Below are 21,716 nucleotides of genomic sequence, written 5' to 3'. Positions count from 1 at the left end.
GGTCAGGCTGCCGCCAGTCAATGCTGTCGGCGTGGCGTAAGCCTTCGGCGGCCCGGCGTGGCCGCTTCTTTTTGGCAGCCGGCATGACGGCTGTCGCGCCGAGGGATACCAACCCGAGCCGGCGATACAAGGATTCTCATGACCCTTTCGACCGAAGACCGCGTTCTGCCCACCGAGCACGGCGACGTATTCACGCGGCGCTGGCGCAGCCGTCATTCGCGCAGAACACCCATCGTCCTGATGCACGATTCCCTCGGCTGCGTCGAGCTGTGGCGCGACTTTCCCGAGCGCCTAGCTGCAGCCACCGAGCGCGACGTCATTGCCTACGACCGGCTCGGCTTTGGTCGCTCCACAGCGCATCCGGGGGGCTGGTCGAACAGCTTCATTCGCGACGAAGCCGAGCGGTACTTTCCACCGGTGCGGCACGCGCTGGACATCGAGCATTTCATCGCGCTCGGCCACAGCGTAGGCGGCATCATGGCCGCCAGCCTCGCCACCCATCACCCTGACCACTGCCGCGCCCTGATCACCATCGCCGCCCTTGCCTTTGTCGAAGATCGAACCTTGCAAGGCATCCGTGCCGCTCAAGCGGTATTCGCCGAACCGGGCCAGGTCGAACGCCTGCGCAAATACCACGGCGCAAAGGCCGAGTGGATTCTCTGGGCCTGGATCGACACCTGGCTGTCGGACAGTTATGCCCACTGGACGATCGAGGAAAGCGCCCCGGGCTTCGCCTGCCCGTTACTGGCCATTCATGGTCGGGAAGACGAATACGGCTCGCTGGATCATCTTCACCGTGTCGCTGCGCTGGGGAGCGGCAGCGTGCAGAAGCTTCCGCTCGACGCCTGCCAGCACGTTCCCCATCGTGAGCGACCTGAGGCAGTGCTCGACTCGGCTGCCCGCTTTCTCCAGGAGCAAGGGGAAGGAGGGATGCAATCGATCAACCGTTCACCGCGCGCTTGACGCGCTTGAATAGAAGGCCAGCGCGGTAGCCGTGATCAGGATCAGCGCCATACCGACGATCTGAAGCCCGGCCAGGCTTTCGTCGAGAACTGCGACGCCGAACAGCGTCGCACTCACCGGCTCAACCATTGCCACCACCGAAGCGACAGCTGGCGCGGTATGGTGCAGGCCGATGATATACAGCGTGAAGGACAACCCCGCGCCAAGCACGCCCAGTAGCATGAACAGCGGCCAGCTCGGCGAACGGAAAACAGCCTTGGTACGAGCCGGTCATCTGTTTTCAGCTATGGCTGTCGGGACAGGTTCGATCCGACCATTGAGCAGAGCAAGCCAGCATGGAGCGATTCGCCGGTGGTTGCCTGTGCGGCAACCTGCGGATCGTGGCGACGGGCCGCCCGAAGCGGGTTGGTCTTTGTCATTGCCTCGACTGTCGAACGCATCACGGTGCCCTCTTCTACGCCGCCGCAGTGTTTGCGCAGGATGCCGTGACGATCACCGGCGAAGCGCAGGACTATGCCGGGCGATGTTTATGCCCCGCTGTGGCTCGTCCGGTTTCGCACGCACAGCAGACGAAATCGAAGTGCATCTGGGCTTCCTCGATGCTCCACGGTGCCGAGGGGTATGACCCCGCCTGTTAGCGTTTGTCGATTCGGGTGACGATGGCGTTCATCCCTTTCGAAACAAAGTCGAACTCCACCTGGTCCCCCTGTTGCAAGGTCCGGAGTTGATCCGGCGTTGCCTTGAAGCCCATCGTCATGGATGGCCAGCCGAGTGCTTCGATCGGGCCGTGAGCGATGATGACCGAGCCCTTTTCCAGGTTCACCTTCTTGACCACGCCGGTGGCCGTAGCGGCCTGTCCGGCCGCCTGCTGGTCCGTTTGCATGTTCGTGCCTTTGTGATCCATCGACATGCCGTCCATGGGGTGCTTGTTGGCGGCATGGGCAGCAGGTATCAGGAAGAATGTCGCAAGACAGATGTGCTTGATGTTCATGGATGTGCTCCAGCGGAGTTGATGGATTGGTGCGGGATGGTCGGCAATTGTCGGCGGCGCATCAGCAAGTACGCCGCCGGCAGCACGAACAGGGAAAGCAAGGGCGCGGTAATCATCCCGCCGACCATGGGCGCGGCGATGCGGCTCATGATTTCGCTGCCGGTTCCGCCCCCCAAAAGGATGGGCAACAGACCGGCGATGATGACTGCCACTGTCATGGCCTTGGGGCGCACGCGCTGTACGGCGCCCTCGCGAATCGCGCCGAGCAGGTCGGCTTCATCTCGCGCACCGGCGTTGAGGCGGTCTCGCCAGGCATTCGTCAGGTACAGCAACATGATGACGCCGAACTCAGCGGAAACCCCGGCGAGCGCGATGAACCCAATACCGGTCGCGACGGAGAGGTTGTAGCCCAGTAGATACAGAAACCAGACACCTCCGGTCAGGGCAAATGGCAGCGTGGCCATGATCAAGAGCGCCTCGCCGAAGCGGGAAAACGTGAGGTAGAGCAGAACAAAGATGATCAGCAAGGTGGCCGGCACCACCAGTTTCAACTTGGCGTTGGCGCGCTCCATGAACTCGAATTGACCGGAGTAGCTGATGCTCATGCCGGACTCGAGCTGAACACCTTCGCTGACCCTTTGCCTCAGATCGCTCACCACAGCGGCCATGTCCCGGCCACGAACGTCGACGTAGACCCAACCCGACAGCCTGGCGTTTTCGCTTTTGAGCATCGGTGGGCCGTCGGTCACCTTGATCTCGGCGACCGTGCCCAGGGTGATCTGGCTGCCCTGCGGCGTGTAGATAGGCAGGTCGCGCAGATCCGTCAGCGAGTCGCGCCATTCTCGACCGTAACGGAGGTTGATCGGATACCGCGCAAGCCCTTCGACGGTCTCACCGATGGTCTGGCCTCCGATGGCACCGGCCACGATCGATTGCACATCCGCTATGTTCAAGCCGTAACGTGCCGCCGCGACACGGTCGATGTCCACATCGATATAGCGCCCGCCTGTCAGTCGCTCGGCCAACGCCGAGCTGACACCGGGCACGGTCTTGGCGATTTTCTCGATGGCCAGGGTGGCGTTGTCGATCTGCGCCAACTCGGTGCCATACACCTTCACCCCGATCGGGCTTTTGATACCGGTCGCCAGCATGTCGATGCGGTTGCGAATGGGTGGGATCCAGAGGTTGGCCAATCCAGGCACTTGCACCGTGCGGTCCAGCTCCTCCACCAGTTTTTCGGGTGTCATTCCTGGGCGCCATTGATCCTTTGGCTTGAACTGGATGGTGGTCTCGAACATCGTCAGCGGTGCCGGATCCGTCGCGGTATCGGCTCGGCCGGCCTTGCCAAACACGCGGGCAACCTCTGGAACCGTTTTGATCAGCCGGTCGGTCTGCTGTAACAGCCCGGACGCCTTCTGCGCCGAGAGGCCCGGTAGTGCAGTGGGCATATAGAGCAGGTCACCTTCGTCCAGCGGTGGCAAGAACTCACCACCGAGTCGACTGGCAGGCCACAAGCCCGTCAGAAACACCAGAACCGCCACCAGCAAGGTTGTCTTGGGCCAACGCAGCACCGCGTCCAAGGCAGGCTTGTAGATCCGGATGAGGCCCCGGTTGAGTGGGTTGCGGTGTTCATCCGGGATTTTGCCCCGTATCCAGTAGCCCATGAGGACCGGAATCAGCGTGACGGACAACCCGGCGGCGGCCGCCATTGCGTAGGTTTTGGTGAACGCCAGCGGACCGAACAGCCGGCCTTCCTGCGCCTCAAGGGTGAACACTGGAATGAACGACAGGGTGATGATCAGCAGGCTGAAGAACAGGGCCGGTCCGACCTCGACGGCCGCCTCGGTGATCACCTTCCAGTGCTCCTGGCCTTTAAGGGTGGAGTCTGGGTAACGCTTGTGCCACGCCTCGATGTGCTTGTGAGCGTTTTCGATCATGACGATAGCTGCGTCGACCATCGCTCCGATGGCAATGGCGATGCCGCCCAGGGACATGATGTTGGCGTTGATACCCTGCCGCTGCATGATCACGAAGGCGATCAGGATGCCGATCGGCAACGAAACGATTGCCACCAAAGACGAGCGCAAATGCCATAGGAACAATGCGCAAACCAGTGCAACGACGATGAATTCCTCGATGAGCTTGTGGGTGAGGTTTTCAACAGCGCTGTCGATCAGTTTGCTGCGGTCGTAGGTCGTGACGATTTCAACACCCTGAGGCAAGCTCGCTTTGAGTTCGTCGAGCTTGGTCTGGACTGCGGCGATGGTTTCCCGAGCGTTTTTGCCGCTGCGCAGAATGACCACGCCACCGGCCACTTCCCCCTCGCCATCAAGCTCGGCAATGCCGCGGCGCATTTCCGGGCCGAGCTGAACGTGCGCAACGTCTCCGAGTGTCACCGGCACGCCACCATCGAGACGCAGCGGAATGGCTCGAAAATCGCTCAGCGTTTGCAAATAGCCGGTCGCACGAACCATGAACTCGGTTTCTGCCAGCTCCAGGACACTCCCGCCGGTTTCACGGTTCGCCTCGTCGATGGCCGTTGCGACCTGCTGCTGTGTCACGCCCCGGCTGGCCATGCGTACCGGGTCGAGTACCACCTGGTACTGCTTGACCATCCCGCCGATGGATGCGACTTCCGCCACGTTGGGCAGTGTCTTGAGCTCATAGCGCAGGAACCAGTCCTGCAGCGAGCGCAGCTGCGAGAGGTCATGCCTGCCCGTGCGATCCACCAGCGCATATTGGTAGATCCAGCCGACACCCGTGGCATCTGGGCCCAGGGCGGGCTTGGCCGCGGCAGGCAGCCGGCTTTGCACCTGACTCAGGTATTCCAGTACCCGCGAGCGGGCCCAGTAGAGATCCGTGCCGTCCTCGAACAGGACGTACACGTAGCTGTCGCCAAAGAACGAGTAGCCGCGCACCGTCTTCGCGCCTGGCACCGACAACATCGTTGTGGTCAGTGGATAGGTGACCTGGTTTTCGACGATCTGAGGCGCCTGGCCCGGGTATGGGGTGCGGATGATGACCTGGACATCGGAAAGGTCAGGCAAGGCATCGACCGCTGTGTTCTTGACCGACCAGACGCCCCAGGCCACCGCGAAAACAGTGGCCAGCAGAACCAAAAATCGGTTGCCGACCGACCAGCGAATCATGGCTGCGATCATGGCTGGCCCCCGAGCTTCACGATGCGCTCGATGATCAGGCCCTCGTCAGTTTCACGCACGCCAACGCGGACACGGTCGCCCGACTGCAAGCCTGAGGCAAGCGATGGATCGGCAACCGGAAAGGCCATGGTCATCCCAGGCATGTTCAAGGTCTTGAACGGCCCATGCGACATCCCAACCATGCCGTCTTCCAGCCCCACAATCGTGCCTTCCGCCTCGTGCAAAGCAGACTCGAAGGAGGACTTAGGCTGTTCCAGGCTGTGCGCGGTCAGTCCGCGCAGACTCGCCTCGGAATCGAGCAGGAACTGCCCGGACGCGACGACCTTCTGGCCGGCTTCGAGCCCTTCAAGTATCTCGGTCCTGTCATCGAATTCCCGACCGATACGCACCTCGACGGGACGGTAACGGCCTTCATCCTCTGCCAGCATGACCAATGCCCGGCGGCCGGTCCGAATGACCGCTTCGGAAGGAATGACCAAAGCCTGCTCGACGTCGCGATTCAAGGTCACTTGCGCCGTCATGCCGGGGCGCAGTCGCTGTTGTGGGTTAGGTAGCTCGACCCGGACACGCACCGTACGGCTATCCAGGTTGGCCTGCGGCAGCACGGCCTGAATCGTCCCGTCCAGGGATTCGCCGGCAAAGGCCGGCAAGCGCGCGGTTACCTTCTGCCCTTGTGCCAGATGACCGACCTGGGCCTCAGGCACCGCCACCTCCAGCCAAACCTTGCTCAGTCCATTGATGCGTGCAAGCGATGCGCCGGCAGGTACTGTCATGCCCTCGCGAACATCGAGACTGTTCAACACCCCACCGATCGGGCTGGTGACGGTCCAGACCGTGCGTGGCTTGCCGCTCCGTTGCAGTTGCGCTATGACGTCTGCCGGCATGCCGGCGAGACGTAACCGCTGCCGCGCCGCGGCCAACAGCTGGGGTTCACCGACGTCCCGGAGCGCCAGGTACTCTTCCTGTGCCGCGGCCCATTCCGGTATGAGCAGATCGGCCAGCGGCGCCCCCTCATCGATCACGTCCTCGGGCGCACGATCGTAAACGCGCTCGACGAAGCCTCCAGCGCGCGCCTGCACCAGCGCCACGTCGCGCTCGTCAAACATCAATGCTCCGGTGGCTTCAAGCGACTGACTGATCGACTCACGCACAGCCGTCGCCAGACGGATGCCGAGATTCTGAGTCACGCTCGGGTCGATCTGCATCGATGCCCCGTCGCTGCCTTCATCGGCATAACGCGGGACGAGTTCCATGTCCATGAAGGGTGACTTGCCCGGTTTGTCGAATTTCTGCTGCGGGACCATCGGGTCGTACCAATAGAGCACTGTCCTGCCCTCGTCTTCAGTTGCTTGTGCCAAGGCTGCGGTGGGCATGGCCGCTGCGGTCGCAGCGATCATCACGCTGAGTACGAGCGCCAGCTGTTGTGGGTGAAAGCTCATGGTTGGGTATCTCCAAAGGCGAAATGCAGGCGGGCGTTGCTCAGCGAAAGATCACGAGACGTGTCGATGCGACGCAGACGGGTTTCGACGAGCTGACGGCGCGCATCGATCACAGCGATCAATTCGCCTTTCCCGGCGCGGTAGTCGGCCATGGCCAGGTCGAGCTTCTGTTCTGCGAGCGGCAGCAGGGTTTGTTCGAGGCGCGTCAGGACCCGAGACAAGCGCTGATATTCGGCCAGGTTGGCGGTCAGCTCCTGGTCATGCATACGTAACGTCGCCTGGCGCTGAGCCTCGATCTGCGCGAGCCGTGCCCGCTCGGCTGCGATTTTCGGGTCCTGCCGCGAGCCGGTGAACAACGGCAGGTCGAAGCTGACGCTGAGGTTCACCATGTCGCCGTACTCCCGGCCCCGACGCAGGTAATCGACCCCCCAACTCCAGTCCGGTGTTTTTTCGGCGATGGCCTGGCTGACGTTTGCCTCGGCCTCGCGCGTCATCGGACCGAATGCCAGCAGTGCCGGGTGGCGGTCGAGGTTGTGCTGATAGTGAACAGCGTCGGCAGGCCACTGCGGCCAGACGCCTGTCAGCGGCTGGTCAGCCGGCTCGCCTATCCAGCGGCGTAATTCGGCCCGTGCAACCGCCTGGTTGCGCACCAGCTCATCTTCCTGGTCTGCCAGCAAGGCGGCCTCCTGCCTGGGAAGCACGCTGTCGGCGGTCTGGCCGCGCCCGCCGGCAATGCGCGCCTGAACAGCCTGGAAAAACAGCTTGTTCTCGCCGTAGAACTGTTTGAAAAGACTCAGCTTCTGCTCGACCGCAAAGCTGGCGATCCAGGCCTCGGCGGTCGCTTGACGAAGGCTGAGACGTTCCATGGACTGTTGCACGCCTGCAAGCGCGACACCTGCCTGCGCAGCCTCGATCCGGGCGCGCCGTTTCGCCCGATTCGGTACCTCTTGCATGACGCCGACCATTTGCATGGTCATGGCCTCTTCATCGAGCCGCCAGCGTGTGTCGCCTTCGATGGGCACGCTTTGCAGCCCAAGCCTGAGCTTCGGATCGGGGAGCTCGCCTGCCGGAATCGCAGCACTACGAGCAGCGTGGAGGTTGGCAGTTTGCGCGGCCAACGAAGGTGCCTGCTGCTCGGCCAGGCTCAAGGCCTGTTCCAACGTCAGCGCTGACACGAGCCCGGGAAACGAGAGCGCGCCCATGATCAAGGCGGCCACGTGATGGGGCACCCAGCGAATAAGGGGTTTCATTTAAAAGGATTCCTGATCTTCCATGCGGGCCAAAGGGCGCGCGGTAACCGACCCGAATGCTCACATTCGGGCGGTTCTAGAATTCGATCGGAATCAGACGCGGGGTGGGCGCCAGACGGCATCCAGAAGACGGGAAGGGATCTGGTCGTTATAGAGCGTAGTCACGGGATTGGCTGCAGGAATCACGTCCGCCTTCGCCGCCGCAATCTGAACGAGGCTGGAGGTTTTGCACTCCTGCCCGCTCTTGCAGACGGTCGTTGGGCCTTGATCCTGTCCTTCACGACAATCTTGATCAGCGTCGTCCATGCCGTTGATGCCGCTCATGCCTTCCATATCAGCCATCGGGTGATGCACCGACGACGTTGCCGGCATGAGCAGTTGCGCCATCCCATTGATCGGGAGCGTAAGTACCAGCAGCAGGATAAGGAAGGAACGCATGTTGACGGTCATGGGCCAAGCCTAAGCGGCAACACAGAAGCAATCAATAAGACAATTGGTCGCGCCGCAAGCTGCGTTGTCACTTGCGCCCTGTTCTTGTAGACGCAGGCATTGACCGCGACGGCTATTCATCACAGCCCCGTTCGGCGATCAGGTGGCGGCCTTGGCGTCTTCGCTCGCTTCGGCCGGACCGCGGACAGGCTCATCTGGCCTGATCGTTTCGCTAATCGAGCCCACATGGCGAAGCCGCACCGGCAGCGGCCTTGTGCCGCCGCACTGGTGCGCTTGAAAGCGCGGTGAAACAACTGGATCGATTGGAACGGCAACCGCAGTCGCTTGCCGTCTCGGTGGCGTTACTCAGCGGTGCTTAACACGCCACGCTGAATCTGATCGCGCTCGATGGATTCGAACAGCGCTTTGAAGTTGCCTTCGCCGAAGCCACTGTCACCCTTGCGCTGGATGAACTCAAAGAACACCGGGCCCAGCAGCGTGCCGGAGAAGATCTGCAACAGCAGGCGCTGCTCGCCATCTTCAACCGCACCGTCCAGCAGAATGCCCCGGGATTTCAGTTCTTCTACCGGCTCGCCATGGTTGGGCAGTCGCCCCTCGAGCATTTCGTAGTAGGTTTCCGGCGGCGCGGTCATGAAGACGGTGCCGCTGGCCTTCAGCTTGTCCCAGGTCTCGATCAGGTTGTCGGTGAGGAAGGCGACGTGCTGGATACCCTCGCCGTTGAACTGCATGAGGAATTCCTCGATCTGTCCGGCGCCCTTCGACGACTCTTCGTTGAGCGGGATGCGGATCATGCCGTCCGGCGCGGTCATGGCCTTGGAGGTCAGGCCGGTGTACTCACCCTTGATGTCGAAGTAACGGATCTCACGGAAGTTGAACAGCTTCTCGTAGAAGTCCGCCCAATAAGCCATGCGGCCGCGGTACACGTTGTGGGTCAGATGGTCGATGAGCTTCAGGCCAGCGCCGACCGGATGGCGCTCGACGCCCTCCAGGAAGACGAAATCGATGTCATAAATCGAGTTGCCCTCACCGAAACGGTCGATCAGATACAACGGCGCTCCGCCGATACCCTTGATTGCCGGCAGGCGCAGCTCCATCGGACCGGTAGGCAGCTCGACAGCCTGAGCACCCAGCTCCAGCGCGCGGGTATAGGCCCTCTGCGCGTCCTTTACACGGAACGCCATGCCACAGACTGAAGGCCCATGCTCAGCCGCGAAATAAGCTGGCAGGCCTTTCGCCTCGCGATTGACGATGGCGTTGATCTCACCCTGGCGGTACAGCGCCACATCTTTGGATCGGTGGTTGGCGACATGGGTAAAGCCCATGCTTTCCAGTACCGGCTCGATGACGTTCGCGGTGGGCGAGGCAAATTCGATGAACTCGAAGCCCATAAGGCCCATGGGATTTTCAAACAGGTCGGCCATGATTGGCTCCTTGGAATAACGGTACGTTAGCGAAATTGACGTTATGCAGGTCAACTCGGCGGCGCACAGGAAATCCCACGGACGCTGCGGCCCAGATGGTCGCCCAGGGTCAATCGAAAGCCCAGGATCTTCATTTCAGCAACTCATCGGCACGTTCAGGCCCGGCCATTGACCTGCCTTCCAGGCTGCGCTTCAGCCTGCGGCACAGACTGGCCGCGCCAGTGCGCAACGGTTTCACCGGACCGGTCAAGCTCAACGACCTGGCGGCCACCTGGACGTTCCGAAGTCGAGCGGACGCGATGGACTGGAAAAAAGCGGATGAAGCCATATTCGCTGCCTGGCTGCACTGAAGGCGCGCCGCGTCTGCGCGGCGCTCTGTTATTCTTTTGCGTAATCCAGTTACGTTTAGCGCAATCTGCGGGACGCATGTCCACCTGTCAAGCATGTCGTGTGCCGCTTATCTCCCGCCTCGAACGAATACCGCTGCGACGCTGCCGAATATAGGGCTGAACAAAACGAGCCAAACAGCATCTGCTGTGGCCAGACCCCTGCGTTTGTTCAACGAGCATCACCTGTCCTGCCCGCTACGCCCTTGAGCGGGCTTATTCAACGGCTGAACAAAAGGAACGACCATGAACCGACTTTTCGACAAGAGCGCCCCGCAAAACGTGCATGGCTGGGAACGCAGCGCCTCCGTTGCCGGCGGGCTGGTTTTGCTGGGCAGAGGTTTGCGTCGCGGCGGGCTGAGCGGCCTGTTGCAGTTGGCCATGGGTGGCATGGCGCTAGCTCGAGGCATCAGCGGGCGGTGCGAGGCCAAGCGCATCCTGACCGCTACCGAGCCGCAGCCACGCCACGTGCGCGCCGACAAACAGCGCTACAGTCACATGCCATTGGACTCTGAAGTACACAGCCCCGACTTCGCCGAGCCAGACGTGAACCTGCCTGACGCCACGCCAATGGGACATGAAACGCACCCGGGGGAGCGCCGTGGTACCTAGGGGAATGCCGCGACGGCCGAACGCCCCCGATCAGTTGTGCTGTTCCGATGCACCTGGGCGATGGGGCTGTAACGCATAGAAAACAGCACGGCCGGCCCTTTAGGCGAGAGTGAATGGAGTCCCGCCGAACGGCAATTGTCGACTTTATGACGACGTGGTATCTATGCGCCGTATTTTTGTCACACCCCGTGACATTTCGGGAGGCGTTCGTGGATATCATCAAGGCAGATAACGGAAATCCGGATCGCTGGGGCGTCGTTTATTCCTACGGTAGCGTGCTGGCGGTTTTTGACAACGAGTTGGATGCTCAAACAGAAGCCAGCGGCTTCGGTGGCGCCGTGGTGCGCCTTGCTTGCAGCCTCTGGAACACTCTTGATATGGCCGCTGAAGGCAGCATGACCGGGGACCAGTCTCAGCTCGCGTGAACCGGCAAGTCGATCATGCCAGCAGGGTGAAGGCAGTGCCGTCACCCGCTGAACCTTCTTCGGTCGAAAGCATGGGCGCTGCGATTGGCAGCGTCTCTTGCACAGTATGAGATTCCTGGTGATATGGGACGAGGCCGATCCCGGTCCGCTGAAATTCCACGAAACCGTATCCGTCGGCCCAGACCTCCACCTCGTCCTGGGCTTTCATTGCAGAGCCTGGCGCAACAGCGTCGGCTGCGCGTCTGTTTCGATCCGCTGCAGCATTTTTTGTTGTTGCTGAAAGACGATATCCAGCACGCGGCTGGGCTGAACCTCGATGTCGTCGAACGTGATCAGCTGCCCTGGCTCGACAGCCCTCTTGAGAATCGTGTTGCGCAGCAGCCCGATGGGTACGTGATCGAGCTGGTCGGCAAGTTTGACCGCTTCACCGCGAACGTCGAACCCACCTATGCCACGGCCGATCATCTCTCCAGCCTGCATTTCACGTTTGGCGATCGCTGCGACACCCAAGGTGGGCGAAACAGAATTGTTCAGCAGCACGCCGCCACCGGCAAGTACCCGCCGTACGGTCTTGCCGACTTCGAGCGAGCAGAGGTGAAAGGGTCGTGTCAGCACGTAATATGGACCAGGCCCGAGCTTGAAGTATTCGATTGCCCGCGCCTGCATTTCATCGTGTCGGCACACCAGAAACACGCCGCCTGCCGAATAACCGTTGGGCAACACGTAGTCGACGATTGGCTGTCCGACGCCGTCTGCGATCAGCCCGAGAACGTTGCCGCTGACGTTGAGATCGGTCGACGCCAGTCCTTCCAGACCGCGCCTGGTGATAGTCGCGCCAAACCCGTTGCCTACCACGACCTGCTCGATCTGCACCTTGGTGCCATCGGTGAAGGATGTGGTCTGCTCGATGCTGATGCCCTGGCGCTTGGACCAGTAAGCCATGTCTTCTCTGCTGGGGTTGTGGTTCAGATAGCCCTTCATGTTGCCGTAGACCAGCGGCCGAAAGCCCATCTGCACGGCTTCTTCGCGCAGTGCGGCGAGCGATCCGGGCTGATCCCCTTCGGCTTCGGTCAGGAACCCCTTGCCGGAAAGGTAGGATCCAGTGGTGACCTGAAGTTCGGCATTGATGGTGACCACCGGCACCCCGGCTTCGAAGGCGCGCTCGATCACTTCGGTACCGAAAAAGACATCACCTGTGCACTCGACGATCACATCCGAGTTGGCAATGAGATCGTCAATGGAATTGGTCAGCGTGTCGGCCAGCGGGAAGCTGCTCAGCGTTGCGATGCTTCTACGGGTCAAGACCCGGCTGATTCTCAGATCCTGATAGTGCTGCATGATCAGACGAACGAAACAGTGCGAGATCATCCCTGTACCCGAAACACCTACTCTCTTGATCGTTGCATCTGTCATGGTGAAATCCCTGCGGGAAGGTCCTGAGCCTCGGACCGTAATATTCAGAAAAAGTTTTTGATTTGGCCGAGTGGTTTATTCGCCTGTAGCGGACCGGCCGGACGCCGACAGCTGCGCGGGCGGCTCTTGGACACAAAACGGATACGCCTTGAACGGGACGCGGCTGGGCGAAGGCCCGAACGGCACGACCGGCATGTCGCTGATTCGCCGAATCACATGCCGCAATTCATCTCGCCAATGCTTGGGACGGATACCGAATGTCTCCTCGATGAGCGAACAATCGAGCACGGACCAGGCTGGCCGCAACGCAGCCCGAGGCAGGCTCGAGCTAGGCACCGGCAGCACACGGGGGGCTGTATCGATCAACCCTGCCGATTCGGCTTCCTCAAACACCTGGGTGGCAAACTCGGCCCAGCTGCATGGTGACGCGCCGCTGTAGTGATACAGCCCCCACTGCAGATCGCCGTCACGGCAATAGCGCAGGGCCAGTTCGATCAGTACGCGTGCAACGCTGCGGGCTCGGGTCGGACAACCGATCTGATCGCTGACGACGGAGATTTCTTCCGTCTTGTTGCCCAGGTTGAGCATCGTTTTGACGAAGTTGTTTCCGCGCTCACCGTAGATCCAGCCGGTCCGCAGAATGAGGTAGCGGTCAAGCGTCTGGCTGATGACCTGCTCGCCCGCGAGACGAGTGGAGCCGTACACGCTGTTGGGCATCGCCTGGTCGGTTTCACGGTAGGGTTCGTCAGCGTCACCGGCAAATACGTATTCGCTCGACAGGTGGAACAAGGGAATACCGAACTGTCGGGCGGCTGCAGCCAGGTTGGCAGCGCCGTCGCGGTTGACCGCCTGAGCCTGCGCCACTTCCGCTTCGGCGTGATCCAGGTTGGTGTACGCCGCAGCATTGATGATAAGGGCAGGCTTATGAAGCTCGAGGGCCTCGCGAATGTGCTCCGCGCGGGTAATGTCCAATGCCTGGCGAGACAAGCCGATGGCATCCAACCCGAAGCTGGCAGCCTGATTGGTCAGGCAATAGCCGACCTGCCCTTCGGCGCCACAGACGAGAACCCGCCTGTTGGTGTGCCCCGTACGGATAGGCGTATCGGCCAACGCATCGGTGCGGGTAACCGTTACCGGGGCGGTATCCGGCTGCTGTTGGGTGGGCTGCTCAGCTGTCTCGCCTGACCGCTTTGGGACTAGCTCACGCACGCTCACACCCAGCGCCTCAACTGGCGCGTCGGCGGCCTCCGGTACCGGTGCGAAGCTGAAGCTCTCCATCAGACCGGTGAGGATGATGCGTGCCTTGGCAAACTGACCTCGCATCAGCATCGCAGCAACCAGGCCCAGCCGTGATGTGAACAGGCCTAACACCCGTCGCTTGCGGAAATACCGGCGCGCCACGAAAAGTTCGTTGCGTACCAGGTGCCGATGCAGCGCGATCCGACTGGGGTCAGGCTCGCGCAGAATGTCGATGACTCCGCTGACACGCCGCAGGTGCAGGACCTTGCTAGCAACCACGAGGTAACCCGGCGTGTCCTGGCTGATACGCAACGTGAACTCGGTGTCGTCTCCCCACATGAACATCGGGGCCAACGGCACGCCGTACCGGGTCAATGTTTCTCGTGGTACCAGGATCGATACGTAGGTGGCCGGTCGCACCGGCACTATACCGAGGTGCAGCAACGCGGGCCAGTTTTCGTAGTCGATGGCGTTGGTGCGCTCATCGATTCGCGGCACGTTGGTGAGCAAACCCGTCTCGGTAAAGGCCCTCGACAGCAAGAATGAGCGTGGCTGGTTGTTCTCGGCGAGCCGCTGATCCGCTTCGAGCAGTTTTTCCAGGGCATCCGGTTCCGGGATGACATCGTCGTCCATCATCCAGACAAAGTCAGCGCCCTGCTGATAGCCCATACGAAACCCGGCACTGAAACCACCCGAGGCGCCGGTATTTCGGGACAGCACGTACACCTTGAGATTGGCGACTTCCGAGTCGAGCAACACCTCCTCGGTCCCATCGTTGCTGGCATTGTCGACCACGATGATGGCGTCACAGGGGCGGCTCTGGGCACTGATCCCTTCCAGACAACGTTTAAGCAAATCCTTGCGTTTATAAGACAGTACGACAGCGTATATCTGATCCATTGGCGCGCTCGGCATCTGAAGAAGGTGGTGAATTCCAACCCGACGGTCGACCTGACTTACCTGGCGGCAGGATGCGCTGCGGTGCGTCATAGGCGTGAGCCATGACGCTCAGCTCAGACCGAGGAAGATCAACGGGGTTCAGTGAATTGCAACCAAATGTGGCGGACCAGGTCGCACCGACGCCGAGCCTGGTGAAAAAGCCGAATGGCCGCTGGTGCACGATTTCCTATCACCTGGAATATCCATGAAGGCCGGCTCGGCGTTTAACGTCGCGGTGCAAGTGCTTTGGGCAGTGAGGCCGCCATGTGACGGAACGCTCGGCGCTCTCCGTGCTCTCACCTTGATCTGTCCTGATCGAGCCATGGGAGACCGCAATGACACAACAATCGCAACACAACCGCAGCATCCATCTCGCCTCGCGCCCGCACGGTGCACCCACCGCAGATAACTTTCGGTTGGAAACCGGTCCGGTGCCGAGCCCCAACGACGGACAGTTGTTGCTGCGTACCGTTTATCTCTCGCTGGACCCCTACATGCGCGGCCGCATGAGTGCCGGGCCGTCCTATGCGCCACCCTTGGAAGTGGGCGATGTGATGGTGGGCGGTACGGTTTGCCGGGTCGTAGAGTCCCGTCATGCCGACTACAAGGAAGGCGACTGGGTGCTCAGTGGCAACGGTTGGCAGGATTATGCTGTTTCCGATGGAACCGGCCTGCTCAAGCTTAGCCAGGATATGCAGCACCCTTCCCATGCCCTCGGTGTGCTGGGCATGCCCGGTTTCACCGCCTACATGGGTTTGCTCGATATCGGCCAGCCCAAGGCCGGCGAAACGCTGGTGGTGGCCGCAGCCACCGGCCCCGTTGGCGCGACTGTCGGGCAGATCGGTAAGCTGAAAGGCTGCCGGGTTGTCGGCGTCGCCGGTGGTGCTGATAAATGCCGGCATGCCGTCGAAACGCTTGGGTTCGACGCCTGTATCGATCATCGCGCCGAAGATTTTGCGCAGCAATTGGCGGACAACTGCCCAGACGGGATCGATGTGTATTTCGAGAACGTCGGCGGCAAGGTATTCGATGCCGTGCTGCCACTCCTCAATACCAGCGCACGGGTGCCGGTCTGTGGCGTCGTCGCGCAGTACAACAGCACCGACCTGCCAGACGGCCCGGACCGTTTGCCATTGCTGCTCGATACCATTCTCAAGAAGCGCATGCGCATGCAGGGCTTCATCATCTTCAACGACTACGGGCACCGCTACGACGAATTCGCCCGTGACATGAGCGCGTGGTACGCCGAGGGCAAGATCAAGTATCGCGAGCAGATCGTCGAGGGTCTGGAAAATACGCCCGAGGCCTTTATCGGCCTGTTCGAAGGCAAGAATTTTGGCAAGTTGGTCGTTCAGGTTGGCGAGGCCTGAACCGCTCTAGCCGTTCGGCACGGGTCAGCACGGCTCGTTTGGTGGATTGAAGCGGAACGTCGCCCGCCCCGCTCAACGGCCGAAACAGGGGTCGGCGGCGCCCAACTATCCGTGGACAGCCGCCGCCTCATTTTCGCGAGCAGGGACTCGGCGTTCCCCTCGCGCCGACAGCTGCATCAGCGAAACCGTATGTATTTCGGAGCGAGCGTGCTCGCGATTACGCCGGTACCATTCGGCAAAAAGCACCGTACGGCTAGGCCGAAAAGCGTGTCAGGCGACCTCCTGCCCTCGCGCCGCCTGGGCGAGATAGAACCAGGTCTGGGTATCAAGCTGCAGCTCGACGCCCAGCAGCGCTTCCTCGATTCGCTCCCAGCGCAGGCTACCGAGGATCGGGACCGGCTTGCCGGGCAGCTTGCGCAGCCAGGCCAGGGCGACCTGATTGGCTGTGGCATTCAACGCCGTGCCAACTTCATCGAGCGCACGCTGCAATTCAGGGCCGAAACGTCCACCGCCCATCGGCGACCACGCCAGCACATGCAGTCCTTCGCTCTCCATGGCGTGCAACCGACCATCCCACGCGGCGTCCTGCGCCTGCAGTGATAGCTCGATCTGGTTGCAACGCAGCGGCAGCTCCCGCGCCAGCGTCTGGCAGTGCAGCAACTCCGCATTGGAAACCCCGAGCCAGCCGATCTTGCCGCTGCCGACCAGATCATCCAGCGCCCGCGCGACTTCATCGACCCGCAGCAAGGGATCGGGGCGGTGCAGCAGAAAGCCGTCGAGGCGCTCCACGCCCAACCGCCTCAACGAGCCCTCCACCGCCTGGGTGAGGTAGTCCGCCCGGGTGTCGTAGTGCTTGACCTGCCAGCGCGAGCCGTCCTGCGCGGCGGGCACGATGTCGGCCTTGCCGATCAGCTGGACCTGCTGGCGCAACGCCGGGCGCAGTCGCAGTGCTGCGCCAAAATGCGCCTCGCACTCACCAGCACCATAGATATCGGCGTGATCGAAACCGCTCAGGCCGCGCTCCACACAGCGTTCGAGGAAGCCCAGCAGCGCCTGCGGCTGCGCCAGTTCGGGATAGTGCATCAGGCGCATCATGCCCAACAAAAGAGGTTGTTCGACGACCTTGTTCAAGTGATCTCCAGATTCGTCAGCGGGTGAGGCCAGCCGCAAGAATAACGATGCCGCGACCGGAAGGTCGTGTACTGACCGGTCCCAGGACGCAAGGTTCGGCTCCCTGATCGCAACGTTTGGCGAATCGCCCCAAAAAAGGGAGCCGGCGGCGAATATCGCACCCTTGTGGTTCAGCTTTGACTGTGGGCTGAAGCCCACCCTACAAAAGCCTTGTCCCGTAGGGTGGGCTTCAGCCCACCAACCCCGTGCAGCTCCGCCCTCACGCCCTGCTTTAAGGTCGCTGGCACGCAACCTGCTATGGCCTATGCAAAGCCTGCCGTCCGATTCGGCAGCGTCTCCCGCGGTCAACGAAGACCATCAGCCACGCATGGCACGGGACGGATGCATCGGGCAACGTCGCTCGCACAGCACCCCCACAGATCCTGATACCAGGCAAAGGCGCCTGGAGCTGCCCGCCAGCTCCAGGCGCCTTTTTTGTTTTTTTGTACGACGACGCCGCAAACGGCTTCGACGGAGGACCAGGCATGAACGCAATCGTTACCCCGCTCAAGAGCGAAACGCTGATCGTCGTTGGCAATGGGATGGTGGGGCATCACTGCGTCGAGCAGCTGATCGAGCGCGGCGCACTGGGCCATTACCAGTTGCACGTGTACGGCGAAGAGCCTCAGCGCGCCTATGACCGCGTACACCTGTCCGAATACTTCGGCGGCCGTGATGCCGACTCACTGGCCATCTGCGATGCCGACTATTACGCCGCCCACGGCGTGCACATGCACCTTGGCGTGCAGGTGTTGCAAATCGACCGTGAACGCAAGGAAGTGGTTACCCGCGAGGGCCGTCAGGCGTACGACAAGCTGATCCTGGCCACCGGTTCCTACCCCTTCGTACCGCCGATTCCCGGCGCCGAAGGCAACTCACGCCTGGTCTACCGCACCCTGGATGATCTCGATGCCATCCGCGCCGCCGCCAGTAACGCCAAGCGCGGCGTGGTGGTCGGTGGCGGACTGCTCGGCCTGGAAGCGGCCAATGCACTCAAATCGCTCGGCCTCGAAGCCCATGTGGTCGAGTTCGCCCCACGCCTGATGCCGGTGCAGTTGGACGAGGAAGGCGGCAAGGCGCTCAAGGCCCGCATCGAAGCGCTGGGCGTCGGCGTGCATCTGTCCCGCGCCACGCAGGAAATCGTCATCGGTGAGGAATACGCCTACCGGATGAACTTCAACGATGGCGACCATCTGGAAACCGATCTGATCGTATTTTCTGCCGGTATCCGCCCGCAGGATGCGCTGGCCCGCAGCGCCGAACTGAACATCGCACCGCGCGGGGGCATCGTGATCGATGCCGACTACCGCACCAGCGACCCGGCAATCTTCGCCATCGGCGAGTGCGCCTCCTGGAACGGCATGGTTTTCGGCCTGGTCGCGCCCGGCTACAGCATGGCGCGCAACCTGGCCGCCCTGCTCTGCGGCGAGCCGCACCAGCCCTTCAGCGGCGCTGACATGTCGACCAAGCTCAAGCTGCTCGGCGTCGACGTCGGCTCCATCGGCGATGCCCACGCCGCCACACCCGGCGCCAAGAGTTATCGCTTCATCGACGAAGCCAACGCCAGTTACCGCCGCCTGGTGCTGTCCGAAGATGGCAAGCGCGTCATCGGCGCGGTGCTGATCGGCGATAACAGCTATTACGACACCCTGCTGCAATACGCGCAGAACGGCATCAAGCTGCCGGCCGACCCGTCCTCTCTGATCCTGCCGCTGGCCGATGGCACACCGACGCTGGGCGCCGATGCACTGCCTGACACCGCGACCATTTGCTCCTGCCACAACGTCACCAAGGGCGCAGTGTGCTGCCAGATCGATGCCGGCATCACCGACCTCGGTGAACTCAAGGCCGCAACCAAGGCCGGGACCGGCTGCGGCGGGTGCAGCGCGCTGCTCAAGCAGGTGTTCGAGCACGAGCTGACCGCCCGTGGCGTGGCAGTCGACAAGAGCCTGTGCGAACACTTCGCTCACACCCGCCAGGAGCTCTACGGCATCGTCCGCGTCGAGGGCATCATCAGTTTCAACGAGCTGCTGGCCAAGCACGGCCGCGGGCACACCGGTTGCGACATCTGCAAGCCGGCGGTGGGCTCGATCCTCGCCTCCTGCTGGAACCAGGCGATCACTGATCCGGGGCTGATCCCGCTGCAGGACACCAACGACACCTTCATGGCGAACATGCAGAAGAACGGCACCTATTCGGTGGTGCCGCGCATCGCCGGCGGTGAGATCACCCCGGACAAGCTGATCGCCCTGGGTGCCGTCGCGAAGAAATATGACCTCTACACCAAGATCACCGGCGGCCAGCGCATCGACCTGTTCGGTGCCCAGCTGCACGAGCTGCCAGACATCTGGGGCGAGCTGATCGAGGCCGGTTTCGAAACCGGACATGCTTACGGCAAATCCCTGCGCACGGTGAAATCCTGTGTCGGCAGCACCTGGTGCCGCTACGGCGTGCAGGACAGTGTCGGCATGGCGCTGCGCCTGGAGGATCGCTACAAGGGCCTGCGCTCGCCACACAAGATCAAGTTCGGCGTCTCCGGCTGTACCCGCGAATGCGCTGAGGCGCAAAGCAAGGACATCGGCGTGATCGCCACCGAGAACGGCTGGAACCTCTATGTCGCCGGCAACGGCGGCATGCGCCCACGTCACGCCGAGCTGTTCGCCACCGACCTCGATGACGAAACGCTGATCCGCACCATCGACCGCTTCCTGATGTTCTACATCCGCACCGCGGACAAGCTGCAACGCACCTCGGTGTGGCGCGAATCCCTCGAAGGCGGCCTCGACTACCTCAAGGAAGTGATCATCGACGACAGCCTGAACCTCGCCGCCGAGCTGGAAGCGCAGATGCAGCTGGTGGTCGATCGCTACCAATGCGAGTGGGCCAACGCCATCAAGGACCCGGAAAAACTCAAGCGCTTCCGCACCTTCGTCAACGACCAGCGCGGCGACCCGGACATTCACTTCGTCAGGGAACGCGGCCAGCGCCGTCCAGCACATGCACACGAACTTCACCTGATTCCCGTCACCGAGGAGGTGCTCTGATGAGCCAGCCCAACGCCGTACGCGTGCAACCCAGTGAGACCGTCAGCTGGCGGGCGCTGTGCAGCCGTCGCGATCTGGTGGCCAACTCAGGCGTGGTCGCCTGGTTCGAGGGTGAGCAGGTCGCACTGTTTCACCTGCAGGAAACCGAGACCGGCGAGCAGGTCTTCGCCATCGCCAACAAGGACCCTAAATCCGGCGCCAACGTCATCGGCCGCGGCATCCTGGGGCAGTTCAAGGGCGACCTGGTGATCGCCTCACCGCTGTACAAGCAGCACTTCCGCCTGGCTGACGGCAGCTGCCTGGAATACCCGGAACAGCAATTGCAGGTCTGGCCCGTGCGCCTCAAGGGCGACGCGGTGGAAATCGCGCCAACCGGCGGGGCATGAATTTGTAGGGCCGAATTCATTCGACCAACAGCGCGGCAGACGGCCGAACAAGACCGGCCCTGCGCAAGCGCTCATTCGGATCTGTAAGGCCGAAATCATCGGCCAACACACACTGAGAATCGAAAAATGTCCTATCTCGTTCCTTCGGAATTCGTCACCAAGATGGTCGACTCGGGTGAGTCCAAGGTTTTCATGTCCACTCGCGACACATTGATCCGCGCCTTCATGGCCGGTGCGATCCTGGCCCTGGCCGCCGTCTTTGCCGTCACCGTCACCGTGCAGACGGGCTCGCCGCTGGTGGGCGCCATGCTGTTTCCGGTCGGCTTTATCATGCTCTATTTGATGGGGTTCGACCTGCTTACCGGCGTCTTTGTCCTGACCCCGTTGGCGCTGCTGGACAAGCGGCCGGGCGTGACCACGGGCGGCGTGTTGCGCAACTGGGGGCTGGTATTTCTAGGTAATTTCGGCGGCGCGCTGCTGGTCGCCTTCATGATGGCCTTCGTTTTCACCATGGGCTTCTCCACCGATCCGGGCCCGGTCGGTGTCAAGATCTCCAGCATTGGTGAAGCACGCACCCTGGGTTATGCCGAGTTCGGTGCGGCCGGCTGGGCCACCATCTTCCTGCGCGGCATGCTGTGCAACTGGATGGTCTCGATGGGCGTGGTCGGCGCGATGATCTCCACAACGGTCAGCGGCAAGGCCATCGCCATGTGGATGCCGATCATGCTGTTCTTCTTCATGGGCTTCGAGCACTCGGTGGTGAACATGTTTCTGTTCCCCTCGGCGATGATCATGGGCGGCGACTTTTCGATCCTGGATTACATGATCTGGAACGAAATCCCCACGGCGCTGGGCAACCTGGTCGGTGGCCTGGCCTTCACCGGCCTGACGCTCTACACCACCCACGTCCGGACCGCACCGAAGCGCGCGTTGGTACGCTGAGACGACAATCGAGCGACATCCAACAGCATCGCCAGCAAGCTGGCTCCTACGCTCCTGCGAGAGCTAGCCAGCGGTAACGCAACCCGGAACAGAGACGAGGGCCGGAGCGAGTGCG

Annotated in this window: 18 protein-coding genes and 2 pseudogenes; 9 read left to right on the top strand and 11 right to left on the bottom strand. The window is 61.9% G+C overall.

The window, feature by feature from the left end; all coding sequences use genetic code 11:
• The first annotated feature begins 138 nt into the window (after window positions 1-138).
• Complete coding sequence (locus tag NA637_RS01505) at window positions 139-963, top strand: alpha/beta fold hydrolase (protein WP_256070662.1); 825 nt, start codon at window positions 139-141, stop codon at window positions 961-963.
• On the opposite strand, the pseudogene NA637_RS01500 reads toward NA637_RS01505, so the two are convergent.
• Window positions 949-1,206 (bottom strand): annotated as a pseudogene (locus NA637_RS01500) (EamA family transporter); the annotation flags it as partial. The gene NA637_RS01505 and the pseudogene NA637_RS01500 sit on opposite strands and share 15 nt — an antisense overlap.
• 92 nt (window positions 1,207-1,298) lie before the next feature.
• Here NA637_RS01500 and NA637_RS01495 point away from each other — a divergent pair.
• Window positions 1,299-1,570, top strand: a pseudogene (locus tag NA637_RS01495) (GFA family protein); the annotation flags it as partial.
• A gap of 27 nt (window positions 1,571-1,597) precedes the next feature.
• Here NA637_RS01495 and NA637_RS01490 read toward each other — a convergent pair.
• From NA637_RS01490 to hppD, 6 genes are all read right to left on the bottom strand, one after another.
• Window positions 1,598-1,954, bottom strand: a complete 357-nt coding sequence (locus NA637_RS01490; RefSeq protein WP_256070661.1) for a copper-binding protein — start codon at window positions 1,952-1,954, stop codon at window positions 1,598-1,600.
• Window positions 1,951-5,115, bottom strand: a complete 3,165-nt coding sequence (locus NA637_RS01485) for an efflux RND transporter permease subunit (protein WP_256070660.1) — start codon at window positions 5,113-5,115, stop codon at window positions 1,951-1,953. The genes NA637_RS01490 and NA637_RS01485 overlap by 4 nt, the downstream gene beginning before the upstream one ends.
• On the bottom strand, window positions 5,112-6,554 hold the full coding sequence (locus NA637_RS01480; protein ID WP_256070659.1) for an efflux RND transporter periplasmic adaptor subunit: 1,443 nt from the start codon (window positions 6,552-6,554) through the stop codon (window positions 5,112-5,114). Before NA637_RS01480 ends, NA637_RS01485 begins: the two co-directional genes overlap by 4 nt.
• Window positions 6,551-7,804 (bottom strand): TolC family protein, encoded by a 1,254-nt coding sequence (locus tag NA637_RS01475; protein ID WP_256070657.1) that lies wholly within the window; start codon window positions 7,802-7,804, stop codon window positions 6,551-6,553. The genes NA637_RS01480 and NA637_RS01475 overlap by 4 nt, the downstream gene beginning before the upstream one ends.
• Before the next feature lie 93 nt (window positions 7,805-7,897).
• Window positions 7,898-8,254 carry a hypothetical protein gene (locus NA637_RS01470; RefSeq protein ID WP_256070656.1) on the bottom strand — a complete coding sequence of 119 codons (357 nt, stop codon included), beginning with the start codon at window positions 8,252-8,254 and terminating at the stop codon, window positions 7,898-7,900.
• 341 nt (window positions 8,255-8,595) lie between these two features.
• Window positions 8,596-9,675 (bottom strand): 4-hydroxyphenylpyruvate dioxygenase, encoded by a 1,080-nt coding sequence (gene hppD / locus NA637_RS01465; protein ID WP_256070654.1) that lies wholly within the window; start codon window positions 9,673-9,675, stop codon window positions 8,596-8,598.
• Window positions 9,676-9,896: 221 nt separating this feature from the next.
• Between hppD and NA637_RS01460 the strand changes: the two genes are divergently transcribed.
• The 3 genes from NA637_RS01460 to NA637_RS01450 all read left to right on the top strand — a co-directional run bounded on the left by NA637_RS01460 (window position 9,897) and on the right by NA637_RS01450 (window position 11,098).
• Entirely contained in the window at window positions 9,897-10,025 is a 129-nt protein-coding gene (locus tag NA637_RS01460) for a hypothetical protein (protein WP_256070653.1), read from the top strand.
• A gap of 282 nt (window positions 10,026-10,307) precedes the next feature.
• The gene (locus NA637_RS01455; RefSeq protein ID WP_256070652.1) at window positions 10,308-10,673 is read left to right on the top strand and encodes a YgaP-like transmembrane domain; all 366 of its coding nucleotides are present in this window, start codon (window positions 10,308-10,310) and stop codon (window positions 10,671-10,673) included.
• A 209-nt stretch (window positions 10,674-10,882) separates the two neighbouring features.
• Entirely contained in the window at window positions 10,883-11,098 is a 216-nt protein-coding gene (locus NA637_RS01450) for a hypothetical protein (RefSeq protein ID WP_256070651.1), read from the top strand.
• Between the two features lie 13 nt (window positions 11,099-11,111).
• Here NA637_RS01450 and NA637_RS01445 read toward each other — a convergent pair whose 3' ends face one another.
• From NA637_RS01445 to rfbD, 3 genes are all read right to left on the bottom strand, one after another.
• On the bottom strand, window positions 11,112-11,306 hold the full coding sequence (locus NA637_RS01445) for a hypothetical protein (protein WP_256070650.1): 195 nt from the start codon (window positions 11,304-11,306) through the stop codon (window positions 11,112-11,114).
• The gene (locus tag NA637_RS01440) at window positions 11,303-12,466 is read right to left on the bottom strand and encodes an NAD(P)-dependent oxidoreductase (RefSeq protein ID WP_256070709.1); all 1,164 of its coding nucleotides are present in this window, start codon (window positions 12,464-12,466) and stop codon (window positions 11,303-11,305) included. Before NA637_RS01440 ends, NA637_RS01445 begins: the two co-directional genes overlap by 4 nt.
• 120 nt (window positions 12,467-12,586) lie before the next feature.
• Window positions 12,587-14,650 (bottom strand): dTDP-4-dehydrorhamnose reductase, encoded by a 2,064-nt coding sequence (rfbD, locus tag NA637_RS01435; RefSeq protein ID WP_256070649.1) that lies wholly within the window; start codon window positions 14,648-14,650, stop codon window positions 12,587-12,589.
• A 374-nt stretch (window positions 14,651-15,024) separates the two neighbouring features.
• Here rfbD and NA637_RS01430 point away from each other — a divergent pair, with 374 nt between their 5' ends.
• Window positions 15,025-16,059: an NADP-dependent oxidoreductase gene (locus tag NA637_RS01430; protein ID WP_256070648.1), complete on the top strand. Its 1,035-nt coding sequence runs from the start codon at window positions 15,025-15,027 to the stop codon at window positions 16,057-16,059.
• Between the two features lie 270 nt (window positions 16,060-16,329).
• Here NA637_RS01430 and NA637_RS01425 read toward each other — a convergent pair whose 3' ends face one another.
• On the bottom strand, window positions 16,330-17,154 hold the full coding sequence (locus NA637_RS01425; protein ID WP_256070708.1) for an aldo/keto reductase: 825 nt from the start codon (window positions 17,152-17,154) through the stop codon (window positions 16,330-16,332).
• Between the two features lie 560 nt (window positions 17,155-17,714).
• Here NA637_RS01425 and nirB point away from each other — a divergent pair.
• From nirB to NA637_RS01410, 3 genes are all read left to right on the top strand, one after another.
• A complete protein-coding gene (gene nirB / locus NA637_RS01420; protein WP_256070647.1) occupies window positions 17,715-20,273 on the top strand; it encodes a nitrite reductase large subunit NirB in 2,559 nt (852 codons plus the stop codon).
• Window positions 20,273-20,659, top strand: a complete 387-nt coding sequence (gene nirD / locus NA637_RS01415; protein ID WP_256070645.1) for a nitrite reductase small subunit NirD — start codon at window positions 20,273-20,275, stop codon at window positions 20,657-20,659. Before nirB ends, nirD begins: the two co-directional genes overlap by 1 nt.
• A 126-nt stretch (window positions 20,660-20,785) precedes the next feature.
• Entirely contained in the window at window positions 20,786-21,601 is an 816-nt protein-coding gene (locus tag NA637_RS01410; RefSeq protein ID WP_256070643.1) for a formate/nitrite transporter family protein, read from the top strand.
• The last annotated feature ends 115 nt before the right edge of the window (window positions 21,602-21,716 follow it).

It is taken from the genome of Stutzerimonas stutzeri (genome assembly GCF_024448935.1).
GTDB lineage: Bacteria > Pseudomonadota > Gammaproteobacteria > Pseudomonadales > Pseudomonadaceae > Stutzerimonas > Stutzerimonas stutzeri_AO.
Note: the sequence above shows the minus strand (reverse complement) of the source record. Positions and strands in the feature narration are given on the sequence as shown.